General features: G+C 37.1%; 12 protein-coding genes. 3 read left to right on the forward strand and 9 right to left on the reverse strand.

Annotation, left to right across the window (positions count from 1 at the left end; all coding sequences use genetic code 11):
* Entirely contained in the window at positions 1 to 2,037 is a 2,037-nt protein-coding gene (locus CLV94_RS09120) for an OmpA family protein (RefSeq protein ID WP_121376278.1), read from the forward strand.
* 33 nt (positions 2,038 to 2,070) lie between these two features.
* Here CLV94_RS09120 and CLV94_RS09125 read toward each other — a convergent pair whose 3' ends face one another.
* On the reverse strand, positions 2,071 to 2,448 hold the full coding sequence (locus CLV94_RS09125) for a hypothetical protein (protein WP_147406609.1): 378 nt from the start codon (positions 2,446 to 2,448) through the stop codon (positions 2,071 to 2,073).
* 239 nt (positions 2,449 to 2,687) lie between these two features.
* On the opposite strand from CLV94_RS09125, the gene CLV94_RS09130 reads away from it, so the two are divergent.
* The gene (locus tag CLV94_RS09130) at positions 2,688 to 3,524 is read left to right on the forward strand and encodes a DNA/RNA non-specific endonuclease (protein ID WP_121376081.1); all 837 of its coding nucleotides are present in this window, start codon (positions 2,688 to 2,690) and stop codon (positions 3,522 to 3,524) included.
* Between the two features lie 4 nt (positions 3,525 to 3,528).
* Here the strand turns inward: CLV94_RS09130 and rodA are convergent, their stop codons facing one another.
* The 6 genes from rodA to purH are packed head-to-tail and all read right to left on the reverse strand — an operon-like array spanning position 3,529 to position 10,596.
* Positions 3,529 to 4,782 carry a rod shape-determining protein RodA gene (gene rodA / locus CLV94_RS09135; RefSeq protein WP_121376082.1) on the reverse strand — a complete coding sequence of 418 codons (1,254 nt, stop codon included), beginning with the start codon at positions 4,780 to 4,782 and terminating at the stop codon, positions 3,529 to 3,531.
* Positions 4,783 to 4,786: 4 nt separating this feature from the next.
* Positions 4,787 to 6,643: a penicillin-binding protein 2 gene (gene mrdA / locus CLV94_RS09140; RefSeq protein WP_121376083.1), complete on the reverse strand. Its 1,857-nt coding sequence runs from the start codon at positions 6,641 to 6,643 to the stop codon at positions 4,787 to 4,789.
* The gene (locus CLV94_RS09145; RefSeq protein WP_121376084.1) at positions 6,640 to 7,149 is read right to left on the reverse strand and encodes a rod shape-determining protein MreD; all 510 of its coding nucleotides are present in this window, start codon (positions 7,147 to 7,149) and stop codon (positions 6,640 to 6,642) included. The genes mrdA and CLV94_RS09145 overlap by 4 nt, the downstream gene beginning before the upstream one ends.
* Positions 7,142 to 7,972, reverse strand: a complete 831-nt coding sequence (gene mreC / locus CLV94_RS09150; protein ID WP_121376085.1) for a rod shape-determining protein MreC — start codon at positions 7,970 to 7,972, stop codon at positions 7,142 to 7,144. Before mreC ends, CLV94_RS09145 begins: the two co-directional genes overlap by 8 nt.
* A gap of 11 nt (positions 7,973 to 7,983) precedes the next feature.
* Positions 7,984 to 9,012: a rod shape-determining protein gene (locus CLV94_RS09155; protein ID WP_056072239.1), complete on the reverse strand. Its 1,029-nt coding sequence runs from the start codon at positions 9,010 to 9,012 to the stop codon at positions 7,984 to 7,986.
* 57 nt (positions 9,013 to 9,069) lie between these two features.
* Positions 9,070 to 10,596, reverse strand: coding sequence for a bifunctional phosphoribosylaminoimidazolecarboxamide formyltransferase/IMP cyclohydrolase (gene purH, locus CLV94_RS09160; protein WP_121376086.1), 1,527 nt, complete (start codon positions 10,594 to 10,596; stop codon positions 9,070 to 9,072).
* A 274-nt stretch (positions 10,597 to 10,870) separates the two neighbouring features.
* Between purH and CLV94_RS09165 the strand changes: the two genes are divergently transcribed.
* On the forward strand, positions 10,871 to 12,121 hold the full coding sequence (locus tag CLV94_RS09165) for an ABC transporter permease (RefSeq protein ID WP_121376087.1): 1,251 nt from the start codon (positions 10,871 to 10,873) through the stop codon (positions 12,119 to 12,121).
* Positions 12,122 to 12,177: 56 nt separating this feature from the next.
* Here CLV94_RS09165 and accD read toward each other — a convergent pair whose 3' ends face one another.
* Both accD and fbaA read right to left on the reverse strand, forming a co-directional pair.
* A complete protein-coding gene (gene accD, locus CLV94_RS09170; protein ID WP_121376088.1) occupies positions 12,178 to 13,032 on the reverse strand; it encodes an acetyl-CoA carboxylase, carboxyltransferase subunit beta in 855 nt (284 codons plus the stop codon).
* 71 nt (positions 13,033 to 13,103) lie between these two features.
* Positions 13,104 to 14,171, reverse strand: coding sequence for a class II fructose-bisphosphate aldolase (gene fbaA / locus CLV94_RS09175; protein WP_121376089.1), 1,068 nt, complete (start codon positions 14,169 to 14,171; stop codon positions 13,104 to 13,106).
* Positions 14,172 to 14,199: the final 28 nt, after the last annotated feature.

A 14,199-nucleotide genomic window follows, 5' to 3' on the forward strand; every position in this document is an offset into this window, starting at 1 on the left:
ATGAAAAGACTATTACTTATACTCGCCGTCATTCTCTGCATTCAGAATAGCAATGCACAGTCGCAAGATTTGAAACGAGCAAACGCTTATTTCGAAAGAACTTTCTATAGCGAGGCCATTCCGCTATATGAAGATATAATCAAAGACGAGCGCACTTATGATATTGTCAAGAATCTGGCAGACTCTTATTATTATACCAACGATCTCAAAAATGCCGAAAGATGGTATCGTTTTCTGCTTAAGAATCATGAAAAAATGATTGACGAAGAGTTTTATTTTAGATATGTCCATGCCTTAAAAGCGGTTCGAAATTATGATGAAGCAAACGCCCTTTCAAGAAGCAGGGATGTTGAGGTTGCAGAATTTGATAAGCAAGTTGCCGTTTTAGAAAATATTGCGGCATTAGGAAATCGATTTGAAATCAAAAACTTGGCAATTAATACACCATATTCTGATTTTGGAGCCATAAAAAGAGGAACAGACTTAATTTATGCTTCCCCTAAAAAGGACAGCAAAGTCTACAAATGGAATAACGAAAATTATCTGGATTTGTTTAGCATTCCGATTGAGAGTGTCAAAAAAGGCGATTCCATAGCGATTGATTTTTCCAGTTCAGTAAATACGAAAATGCACGAATCAAATGCTGTTTTTACAAAAGATGGCAAAAAGATGTATTTCACCAGAAATAACTTCAACAACGGAAAAAAAGGCAAGGACAAGAAAAAGGTTTCACACCTTCAGATTTTCAGTGCCGATTTTGAAAATGGCGAGTGGAAAAATATAAAAGCATTGCCTTTCAACAGTGATGATTTTTCTACAGAGCACCCTGCCTTGAGTCCCGATGAGAAGACACTTTATTTTGCTTCTGATATGCCCGGAAGCTTAGGCTCTTTCGATATTTTTTCTGTAGCTATTAACGAAGCAAGTTTTGGCACGCCGAAAAATCTCGGGCCAAATATAAACACGAAACACAAAGAACAGTTTCCGTTCGTTGCGAAAGACGGAAAACTTTACTTTTCATCTAACGGTCATTTGGGTTTTGGATCTTTAGATGTATTTGTAGCGGAAAGCAAAAATGGCGAATTTTCAAAAGCAGTAAATATTGGACTTCCAGTCAATTCTGGGTATGATGATTTTGCCTTTACCATTGACCCCGAAACAAAAGAAGGCTATTTTTCTTCAAATAGGCTAGAAGGAAAGGGCAATGACGATATTTACCAATTTAATGAAACCAAGCCATTGATAATAGAAGACTGCAAGCAGCTCATTTCCGGAATTATCACGGATGAAATTACAAAGCTTCCATTGACAGAAGCCTTAGTCATCATGCAGGATTCAAATAAAAAAGAAGTTGAAAGAAGAAGTACTGCTGCAGACGGAAAATTTGTCTTTGAAGCGGCTTGTGAAACCAGCTATACGATTCTAGCTTCTAAAGAAAAATACACCGATAATTTTAGAAGCCTAAAGCTATTAAAAGAGAGGAATAAAAATAATGATGCCTCAATGCCTTTAAAATCGTTAGCCGTTATCAAACAAGAACAAGAAGATGCAGTGCAACAGCAGAAAAAAGAGGAAGAAGCTAAAAAAGTAAAGGAAAAACAAATAGCTGAAACTGAAAAAAAGAAACGAGTTGAAAAGCTTTTAGCAGACGAAAAAGATGTGGTAAGAGACAAAGACAGATTGCTCATCAAAACAGAGCCTATCTATTTTGATTACGATTTATGGTATATCCGTAAAGAATCAAAACCGATTTTGAATAAGGTAATCGGCCTAATGAAAAAATATCCAGACATGGTGGTTGAAATTGGCTCTCATACAGATGTCCGGGGCAATAACAAATACAATCTCGATTTGTCCGATAAAAGAGCGGCGTCAACCAGAGAATATTTTATTGAACAAGGCATTCCTGCGAGCAGGATATCTTCTCGCGGTTATGGTGAAACCGTACAAATTGTAAAATGTGTACCAGAAGAATCGTGCAGTGAAGAACAACATGAGTTGAACCGCCGAAGTGAGTTTGTCATTAAAAATATATAGCTTAAAAAACCGCCAATTGGCGGTTTTTGTTTTTTAGGATCTTACCTTAATTAAGTTGCTTTCCTCGTTTTGAACTTTTAATTCAAGTTCCTGTATTTTGACTTCCTGTTTGCTAATCTTGATATTTTCTTCTTGAATTTCAATAGCTGTGAGTTTGCCTTTGGCTTTCTTTTTATTGAGTTTTGCTTTATTCTTTTCTAAGGATTTTTTTTCATCTGCTAGTCTTGATTTTGCTTTAGAAACACTTTTTTCTGCAGAAAGAATTTTGCTTTGTCTTTTTTCAAATGCTTTCTTCTCACTGTCCATTTCTTTTTGAGCCTTTTCGAGCTTGCGTTGCTCTTTTTTGAATTCTGCTGCTTTTTTCTCGACATCTTTAAGAGCTTTTTTTTCGGCTTTAGCTTTTTCTTCCAACAATTTCTGTGTTTGGACTGATTGTACGGAAGTGATGGATATGGAATCGTTCGCTAGCGTCGAAACTTCTTTGTTTTGTTGTGCGGATACTGCATTAATCCCTACGAAAAAAATTGAGGTTAAAATAATTTTGGCTTTCATAATTAATTGTAATTTAGTTATGGAATAATTTAATGTTAATAAAAATAATTATAACAAATAGCATTCCATTTTTTAAATTTTATAACATTTTATTAAAAATGAGTAAAAAAGCCATACTGTATCTTCTATTATCAATAGGTGTTATAATTACCTATTTCTTCAGTAAGAATGAATCTAAAGAAATAATAGAAAAAAAGCCTGCTGATGTTGCTGTTTCTGAAATTAAAAAAGATTCAATTTATGAGGATGTTCAAAATGCTGGTGAAAAATACCTTCCGACATCTACAACTCATCAGCTTGTTACTCATGAAAATTATGTCTTATCTTACAATGAAAAATATGAGCAGGCAGAATGGGTTTTTTATGAAGCCAAGGTTTCAGCGAGCAGAGGTGGTGATTTTAAAAGACCTTATTTTGTTAAAGATCCTAAAGTAAAAACGGGTTCTGCCGATTGGAAAAATTATAGAAAATCAGGTTATGATAAAGGACATCTCTGTCCGGCAGGCGATATGAAATTTTCCAAACAAGCTTTTGAAGATACTTTTTATACTTCGAATATATCTCCGCAGAAAAAAGATTTCAATGCAGGTGTATGGAATAGGTTGGAACAAAAGGTACGGTATTGGGCTGACAAATATGACGGTATTTATGTCGTAACGGGCGGTATCTTATCCGATGGACTAAAAACAATCGGAAATGAAAGTGTAGCCGTGCCCAATTATTTTTATAAAGTATTGTTGGATGTTGATAATGGCCATTACAGAATGATTGGCTTTTTAGTGCCACACGAAAACAGCCAGAAGCCGTTATACGAATTTGTAGTTCCCGTTGATGAAATTGAAAAAAAGACAGGCATTGATTTCTTTCCGATTTTGCCGGATTCTGTAGAAAACAAATTAGAAAAAAGCGGCGACTATAAAGCTTGGAGCTTTTAAGAGCTTACCATTCATTCACTTTGTTGGCATCCATCTTGATAAAGATGAACAACAGTATGCTGAAGGCAAAAAGACTCGAGCCTCCATACGAAAAGAAAGGAAGCGGTACCCCGATTGTTGGGAAGAGTCGGATAAGCATTGAGATATTTACAATAAAGTGGGCAAATAAGAATGTAGCGACACAATAGCCATAAACTCGGCTGAATTTGGTCTTTTGGTTTTCCGCTAGATAAATAATCCGAAGGAAAAGCGATATGAATAAGGCAATAACTACAATGGCTCCAACAAAGCCCCATTCTTCACCAACTGTCGTAAAAATGTAATCGGTATGCTGTTCAGGAACGAAGCCTCCTTTGGTCTGTGTGCCTTCGAGAAAGCCTTTTCCGAACCAACCGCCCGAACCAATCGCAATCATGGACTGATTCAAATTGTATCCTTCGTTTTTTAAATCGACATTCTCTCCAAATAATACATTAATCCTATCTTTCTGATGGGCTTCTAGGACATTGTCATAGACAAAGTCTACAGAATACGTAAATCCAGCGATTAGGACAAAAATCACGGCTGAAGCAATAGGATTTCGATTAATCCTTTTCGATAGCAAAAACTGAATCGAAATAATAGCAAATGCTATAATTAATACGAAATGTGGTTCAATAAGCAATGCCATAAAAAACAAGAGAATGGCAGAAAAGCCAGTCCATAAATACCAAGAAGGCAATCCTTCGCGATATAGAACAAAAATCAAGGCCACAAAAATCATTGCAGTTCCTGTATCATGTACTAGAATCAGCAACAATGGGACTCCCATGATTACAAAAGCCTTTAGTTGGTCATTGAAATTCTTTAAGTTGACTTGAACATCACTCAGATATTTTGCTAAAAGTAGCGCTGTTGAGGTTTTGACGAATTCCGAAGGTTGCAAAGTAAAACCACCAATGCTGTACCAATTGGTCTGCCCTTTGATGGTCTTTCCAAACACGAAGAGCCCTAGCAAGGATACCAAGCCGATAATATAAAAGACGAAGGCATACTTTTCATAAATTTTGGCATCAACCGTAAGCACTACTAAAACCAGTGGAATCGTGAGGCAGATAAAAAGAATCTGTTTTCCGTAAATCTGATCGATGTCAAAAATTGAGGTTTCTTCAAGAGGCAGAGAAGCAGAATAAATATTCAGCCAACCCATTATTACCAAAATGATAAATAGGAGAATTGTAATCCAGTCGATATTATTTGTTACGCTTTGGTTTTTCATAATATCATTGATTTATTTTGAATGGCTGTCCGCTTGTTACTTTCGCGTATTCGCTTTGTAGGCTTCCTTCTAACATTCTTTTTTCCAAATCTGTTCGGGTAATTTTGCCTCGAAGATATTTCTCGATCATCAAGCTGGCAATTGGTCCAGCCCAACGAGCTCCCCAATATCCATTTTCAATAAAAACGGCAATTGCTATTTTTGGATTGTCCTTTGGTGCAAAAGCAACAAAGATGGAGTGATCCTGCAATTGTGTTCGCACGCCATTAATTTTTGTAAAGTTTTCTGCCGTTCCAGTCTTGCCGCAAATATCGATTCCTTCGACTTTAAGCGAGCGTGCAGTTCCTTCGTTATATACTCCGAAAAGACCTTCAATTACAGGTTTAAAATACTGCTTGTCAACTGTAGTAACATGTTTCGTTGTATATTTTTTATCAATTGTATGACTTTTTATTTTTTTGATGATATGAGGCGTATAATAATAACCTTCATTTGCAACAGCCGCCATCATATTTGCTAATTGGATTGGCGTTGTCGAAACCTCACCTTGGCCGATTGAATTTGAAATAATAGTTGTGCTTCTCCAGCCACCATTCGGATACCATCTTGTATAATACCTTGAATCTGGAATGTGTCCTTTTCTTCCTGCCGGAAGATCGTAGCCCATAAAATTCCCTAATCCGAAACTTTTCAAGTGATTGCTCCAGGCATCAACTCCGTAGCCAGGCTTCGGATATTTATCAATCGTTCTCTTGAATACGTTGGCAAAATAGGTATTGCAAGAATGCGCAATTCCTGTATGAAGATTATTGTCTCCAGAATCGTGGCATTTCATAAAAGCACCGCGACCATACGAAAAACCATGACTGCAATGAAAAGTAGTGTTTTCGTCGATAACTTCTTCCTGAAGACCAATCAATCCTGTCATGATCTTAAAAGGCGAGCCAGGAGGATATTCAGCCAAAAGCCCTCTGTCAAACAAGGGCATTGCCAAGGTATCTTTACTTAGTTTGGTATAATTTTTAGAACGGTCTCTTCCTACCAAAATAGCAGGATCATAAGATGGAGCTGATACTAGTGCCAAGATTTCGCCAGTTTTTGGCTCCAGCGCAACAATACCGCCTCGTTTGTTGATCATCAAGGCTTCGCCATATTTCTGCAGTTCGATATCCAAAGAAAGCGTCACATCTTCACCTTGAATGGCAATCGTATCGTAAATGCCTTCTTTGTAAGAACCGATATCCCTGTTAAAACGGTCTTTTTGGATATACTTTACGCCTTTCGTTCCGCGAAGGAATTCTTCGTATACTTCTTCAACGCCTTGCTTTCCAATCAAATCACCGCTTTTGTAGTAAGGATTTTTCTTGATAATGGCATCGTTTACTTGTGCGATATACCCGAAAACATTGGCAGCGGCATTGACCTGATAGTCTCTAAGCGAACGTTTTTGGATATAAAATCCTTGATATTTCCTGATTTTTTCTTGAAAGCCAGCGTATTCTTTTTTGTTCAATTGAGGTAAGAATACAGAAGGAAGCCTCGGGCTATACACTGTCGCCTTTTCTATTTTGGTTCTATATTCTTCTTCTGTAATCTTTAAAAGCTTGCAAAATTCTGGAACATCGATTTCCTTAACGTCTTTTGGAATGACCATAACATCATACGATGGCTGGTTGGCAACCAAAAGCACGCCATTTCGGTCAAACATATAACCGCGTTCAGGATAATCGTATTTTATCTTGATGGCGTTATTGTCAGACTTTTTGATGAAAGAGTCGTCGATAATTTGAAGATAAAAAAGCCTGGCCACAATTAAAATTGCAGACACAATTATTAAAGAGGGAAGAAGAATTTTTCTCATCTTTTGGTGTTAGGCTTAAATATATAGATAATTACGATACAAAGTATGAGGGTGAAAATCGAGCTGAAAAGTGTTCTTAGCAAAATGTTGAATATAAAACTCAACTTGAATATTTCAAGTAAGAACAATATGATATGGTGCGTGAATACTGAAATCAAGAGGAATGAAAATCGTTCCGGAGTCAGCTTATCATTGATTTTTACGGTTTGGTATTCATAACTTACTCCAAAAGAAAATTTGAAAAAAGTTGGCCTTACGTAAGCCAAGATAACACAGGCCGTGGCATGTACGCCTCCAGAATCACAAAACATGTCCATTATAATTCCTAAAAGAAAGCTGGCTAAAAGCAGTCCGGATCTGTTACCATTTACAGGATAAAGAATGATAAACAAGATGTAAGGATACGGATTTACATAGCCCCAGAAATCGATTTCATTAAAAATCAATACCTGTGCGGCAAGCAAAAGTACAAATCGAGCGATATTTAATAATAAGGTGCTATTCATTTTCTGCTTCCGTTTTAGCCTCTAATTCTTCAATTTCTTTTCGCTCATAGTTTTCAAGGACATATACATGGCCAAGATTGGTCATGTCGTTGAATAATCTTACGTTCAATGTAAAATAGTTCGTTTCCTTGTCGGTGTAAATTTTGTCGATTACGCCGATATTTATATTTGGTGGAAAGGTCACAGATTCGTTTCCTGTAACAATCGTATCTCCTTTTCGAACATTTGCTAATCTAGGTACGTCAATCAACTGAACAAAGCCCGTGCTTTTTCCGTCCCAGCGTAAAGTACCAAAATGGTTGGATTTTTTTATTCGGGCATTGATTTCTGATTTGATATTCAGTATGCTGATTACGGTAGCGTAGTTCTTTGAAGTATGCTCAACAATTCCTATAATCCCAAGGCTATTAACAACGCCCATATCGGGTTTAATACCGGCTTTGCTTCCAGCATCTAATGTCAGGTAATTTTCTTTTACGTTATAGGAATTTTTGGTAACCTTTGCTTGGATGATATTGATTTTTCCATAACCTTTCAAGCTATCTCTGACTACAATTCCAGTTGAATCTTTTGCATTGAAAAGCATTTTTTTAAGAATAGCATTCTCTTTTGCAAGTTGTTCGTTCTGGGTTTTTAAATTCAGATATTCTTGAACGTTATGAATTCTTTCATAGACACCGCCACTAATAAAATTGGCAGAGGTCACAGCTTTGCTTCGGTGGTAGGAGTGGGACTGTATCGTAAGCACTAACGAAATGCCCAAAAGCAGCAAAAACAGCAACTTGTTGCTGTTTTTAAATATAAAATTAAATATTTGCTGCATGAACTATGCTGTTATTTTATTAATATGCTTCTGAATTTTGGTATGTTTTTAAGTGCCATTCCCGTTCCTCGAACTACAGCTCTCAAAGGATCTTCGGCAATATAAACCGGCAGGTCAGTTTTTTGTGAAATTCGTTTGTCTAATCCTCTCAACATTGAACCTCCTCCGGCTAAATAAATCCCTGTGTTGTAAATATCGGCTGCTAATTCTGGAGGGGTTTGAGATAAAGTTTCCATTACAGCATCTTCAATTCTTTGGATGGACTTGTCTAAGGCTTTTGCTATTTCTCTGAAAGAAACCTCGACTTGTTTTGGTTTTCCGGTCAACAAATCTCGACCTTGAACCGACATGTCGTCTGGCGGACTTTCTAAGTCTTCGATAGCGGCGCCGATTTCGATTTTTATTTTTTCAGCAGTACTTTCTCCAACGAAAAGGTTATGCTGTGTTCTCATATAATAAACGATGTCATTCGTGAAAACATCACCTGCAATTTTGACTGATTTATCGCAGACAATTCCTCCAAGAGCAATAACTGCAATTTCGGTAGTTCCACCACCGATATCTACAATCATGTTTCCTTTTGGTTGCATGATGTCAACTCCAATACCGATAGCAGCAGCCATTGGTTCATGGATCAAATAGACTTCTTTTCCGTTAACGCGTTCTGCTGATTCTTTTACCGCTCTCATCTCCACTTCTGTAATTCCAGACGGAATACAGATGACCATTCTCAAAGCAGGCGTAAACAATCTTTTCTTTAAAGCAGGAATGCTTTTTATAAACATGCTGATCATCTTTTCGGATGCGTCAAAATCAGCAATTACCCCATCTTTCAGTGGCCTTATCGTCTTTATGTTTTCATGGGTTTTACCTTGCATCATGCTCGCTTCCTTACCAACAGCAATGATCTTGCCGGATACTCTGTCGCGAGCTACAATTGATGGACTGTCAATCACAACTTTGTCGTTGTGAATAATCAGGGTGTTAGCGGTACCAAGGTCTATCGCAATATCCTCAGTCATGAAATCAAAAAATCCCATAAGTAGTTTTAGGGTTTAAAAATGTTTATAAAATTTTAACATGCAAAGTTACGTAAATTAATGTTTGAAATGACGAGTTCCTGTAAATACCATTGCAACTTTATTTTCGTTGCAGTAATTGATACTCAATTCATCTTTTATTGAGCCTCCTGGCTGAATTACGGCAGTAATTCCGGCATGATGAGCGATTTCCACACAATCTGGGAATGGGAAAAAAGCATCACTTGCCATTACGGCACCTTTCAAATCAAAATTAAAACTGTTCGCTTTTTCTATAGCTTGTTTTAAAGCATCTACGCGAGACGTCTGTCCGGTTCCTGATGCGATAAGCTGTCTGTTTTTTGCAAATACAATTGTATTCGACTTTGTGTTCTTGCAGATTTTTGATGCAAATAACAAATCTTCAATTTCCTCTGAAGATGGGGGAGTTGTAGTAACGGTCTTTAAGTGTTCTTTATTGTCCGTCACATTGTTTTTATCTTGAACCAATAATCCATTCAAGCAAGTACGAACTTGTCTTTGAGGTAACTCCACTTCATTTTGTACTAAAATAATCCTGTTTTTCTTTTCAGAAAGTATTTCGATAGCAGACTCGTCGTAGCTTGGAGCGATTACAACCTCGCAGAAAAGCTGGTTGATTTCTCTTGCCGTGTCTGCATCAATTTTTCCGTTAGCAATTAAAACACCTCCAAAAGCAGAAGTCGGGTCACCAGCCAAAGCATCTAGATATGCCTCTCTCATGGTGCTTCTTGTAGCCAGTCCGCAAGCATTATTGTGCTTTAAGATAGCAAAGGTAGGTTCATTGTTTTTGAATTCTAATATCAAGTTAACTGCTGCATCGACATCTAAAAGATTGTTATATGATAATTCTTTTCCGTGAAGTTTTTTGAACATAGCGTCAAAATCTCCAAAGAAGAATCCTTTTTGGTGTGGGTTTTCACCATAACGTAAAACCTGTCCGTTTGGCACGCTTTCTTTGTAAAAAGTATCGTCGGTATTGAAATAATTAAAAATAGCTGTGTCATAATGAGACGAAACATGGAAGGCTTTGGTTGCAAAAAGCTTTCGGTCTTCTAATGTCAATTCGCCATTTTGTTTTGTAATCAATTCTAAGAAATCGGCATATTGATCTACAGAAGCCACAATCACCGTGTCTTTGAAATTTTTTGCAGCAGCACGGATCAAAGAAATACCGCCAATATCGATTTTTTCGATAATATCAGCTTCTGATGCTCCTGAAGCAACTGTTTTTTCAAACGGATACAAGTCAACAATTACCAAATCAATCTGTGGAATTTCGAATTCTACCATTTGCTGAACATCGCCTTCGTGATCTTGACGGTTTAAGATGCCGCCGAAAATTTTTGGATGCAAAGTTTTTACTCTTCCTCCAAGGATTGACGGATAGGAAGTTACGTCTTCAACAGGAACTACAGGAATTCCTAAAGCCTTGATGAAATCTTCTGTTCCTCCAGTAGAATAAAAAGTTACGTTTTGCTCGTGTAATTTTCTCACGATTGGCTCCAATCCGTCTTTTGAAAAGACTGAAATCAAGGCCGATTTGATAGTTTTTGAAGTACTCATTGTGTAGTTGTGTTTAAAGGTGCAAAAGTAGTTATTGTAACTTTAACTGTAAAACAATAAAGCCATGTTTTTTAGGTTTTTTTCAAGATTTATTTAGAGCGTGAGTTTAGGCATTTTTAGCTGCTGATTTTGCTGTCAAATAAGATTGTAGCAAAATATTTTGCAAGAGATAAGCTTAGTTTTTTGAAGTTTTCTTCTTTCTAAATAAATCTGGAAGTTTTTTAGGAAATTGTATTAAAATTACTGAATTTTACGGGAACACAAATTCTGCTCTATGGTTGTTTATTTGCGCTTGCTGCGAGAAAGTTTTGGCTTTGCCTTGAATGCCTTGCGTAATAATAAATTACGTACCATTCTTTCGCTTCTTGGCGTAACCATTGGAATTTTCTCCATTATTGCTGTGTTGACAGCCGTTGATTCTTTGGATAGGAAGATTAAGAGCGATATGAGTACGCTTGATAAAAATACAATGTACCTGAAACGTTTTTCTTTTGGGCCTTCAGAAGTGCCGCGTTGGAAAAGAGAGCAATATCCTGATGTTACTTACGATGAATTCCAATACCTGAAAAATTCAGTAAATGGAATGGATAAGTCTACGTATCAGTTATTTACCAAACGCGAGATTATCAAATACGAAACAAAGGTTGTCAGCGATGTCAATGTCGTGCCTGCTACTTATGAATTTGTTGAAATACAGCCTCAAAAAATTAAAGAAGGACGTTTTTTTAATGAATCGGAGTCAAATTCAGGAACTACGGTTGTCATTATAGGATATGAAATTGCCAACAGTTTGTTTGGAAATACGGATCCGATTGGCAAGAAACTCAGGTTGTACGGACAACGCTTCACGGTTATTGGAGTTTTAGAAAAACAAGGCCAGGGAATGTTTGGTGAAAGCAATGATACTTCGGCATTTATTCCGGTCAATTTCTTGAGAAATAAGTTTGGAGACCATAATGATTCCATGACGCCAATTATCGTCATCAAGCCAGATGCGGGAATTGATATTGATGCATTTAAAGGTGAAATCATTCAGAAATTACGCAACAAGCGAGGCTTGAAAGTTGGGCAGGACGATAACTTTTTTATAGACGTTTTATCTGGATTTACAGATTTGATTGACGGAATTGTGGGAACTATGAATATGATAGGTTGGCTTATCAGTGGATTCTCGCTTTTAGTAGGAGGTTTTGGAGTAGCCAACATTATGTTTGTGTCTGTAAAAGAACGTACTAATTTGATCGGAATCCAAAAATCACTTGGAGCTAAAAATAGATTTATTTTGTTGCAATTTTTATTTGAAGCAATAATCTTATGCCTTATCGGCGGCTTGATTGGGTTACTTCTGGTATGGGGAATTGCGGCAATTCTAACTAGTATACTCGAATTTGAATTTGTTTTAGGTCTTGGGAATATTGTGTTAGGCACGAGCTTAGCCGCTTTTATCGGACTCATATCAGGAATTCTGCCGGCTATTTCTGCTTCTCGATTGGATCCTGTTGAAGCGATTCGAACAGGAATGTAAGAATGAAATATTTTGATATAAAAAAAATCCCGATAAGCATCGGGATTTTTTATTTTTTATCGGATAGGATTGTTTAAGATCAGATCCAGATATAAATTAATTTTGTTTTTTAATTCTTTCCTTGGAGTGATAAAATCCAAGAATCCATGTTCTAAGACGAACTCTGCGGTTTGGAAACCTTCTGGTAAGTCTTTCCCAGTAGTGTCTTTAACAACGCGAGGTCCTGCAAATCCAATTAATGCTCCTGGTTCAGAAATATTCACGTCGCCTAACATAGCGTATGAAGCCGTTGTTCCACCTGTCGTTGGATCGGTACATAAGGAGATATATGGAATTTTAGCTTCAGCCAATTGTGCTAATTTAGCCGAAGTTTTTGCCAACTGCATTAATGAATAAGCAGCTTCCATCATCCTTGCTCCTCCTGATTTTGAAATCATGACGAAAGGAATGTTATTTTTGATAGAATGGTCGATTCCTCTTGCGATTTTTTCTCCAACAACAGCACCCATAGAACCTCCAATGAAGGCAAAATCCATACAGCATACTACCAAATCTTTTCCTTTTGATTTTCCTACAGCTGTCCTTACCGCATCTTTTAATTTGGTCTTGTCCATTGCGTCTTTTAATCGATCAGAATATTTTTTAGTATCCACGAAGTGAAGCGGATCTTTTGAAGTCATCTTGGCATCCAATTCCTTGAATTCGTTATTGTCGAACAAGATTTCAAAGTATTCCTTACTTCCAATTCTAACGTGAAAACCATCTTCTGGGCTCACATATAAATTTCTTGCTAGCTCATCTGCATCAACGATTTTTCCTGTCGGAGACTTATACCAAAGTCCTTTTGGAACATCTTTTTTGTCTTCTGTAGCGGTTGTGATTCCTTTTTCTGTTCTTTTAAACCAAGCCATAATATTTTTTAATTATGAATTATAAATTATGAATTAGGCGGTAACGCAATTCGTAATTTGCAATTTTGAATTTATAATGTATTTACGTTGTTCAGGTCTTTGAAAGCCTGCTCTAATCTTGTGTTGAAAGTAACCTCTCCTTCACGCATCCATTTTCTTGGATCATAGTATTTTTTGTTTGGCGCTTCAGGGCCTTCTGGGTTTCCAATCTGTGTTTTAAGGTAATCGATGTTTTTAACGATATAATCTCTGATTCCTTCTGTGAAAGCAAATTGCAAGTCGGTATCGATATTCATTTTAATGACTCCGTATCCGATTGCTTCTCTGATTTCTTCTAACGTCGATCCAGAACCTCCGTGGAAAACGAAATCAACAGGATTGTGTCCGGTATTGAATTTGTTTTGTACAAAGTCTTGGGAATTTTTAAGGATTTTCGGCGTAAGCTTAACGTTTCCTGGCTTGTATACGCCGTGTACGTTTCCGAAAGCCGCAGCAATTGTAAAACGCGGGCTGATTTTTAGAAGTTCTTCATACGCAAAAGCGACTTCTTCCGGCTGTGTGTATAATTTTGAGCTGTCAACATCAGAATTGTCTACCCCATCTTCTTCTCCGCCTGTAATTCCAAGCTCGATTTCGAGAGTCATTCCAATTTTGCTCATTCTTTTTAAGTATTCTTTACAGATCTCGATGTTTTCTTCGATCGGCTCTTCCGATAAATCGATCATGTGCGAGCTGAAAAGAGATTTTCCAGTTTCTGCGAAATGTTTTTCAGAAGCATCTAGAAGCCCGTCAATCCAAGGCAATAATTTTTTTGCACAATGGTCAGTATGAAGGATAACAGTCGCTCCATAGGCTTCTGCTAAAGTATGTATGTGTTTTGCGCCAGCGATAGCTCCTGCAATTGCCGCTTTCTCATTTTCGTTAGACAAACCTTTTCCAGCGTTATAGATAGCACCACCGTTTGAGAACTGAATGATAACTGGAGCTTTTAATTTTGCCGCCGTTTCTAGAACGCCATTGATTGTGCTTGACCCGGTTACGTTTACTGCTGGCAATGCAAATCCTTTTTCTTTTGCATAGTTAAAAATCTCTTGAACTTGATCGCCCGTTGCAACGCCTGGTTTTATATTATGAGCCATTGTGTTTTTTGTTTATAGTTAAAGACTA

Origin of the sequence: Flavobacterium endophyticum (genome assembly GCF_003634455.1) — a bacterium.
Taxonomy (GTDB): domain Bacteria; phylum Bacteroidota; class Bacteroidia; order Flavobacteriales; family Flavobacteriaceae; genus Flavobacterium; species Flavobacterium endophyticum.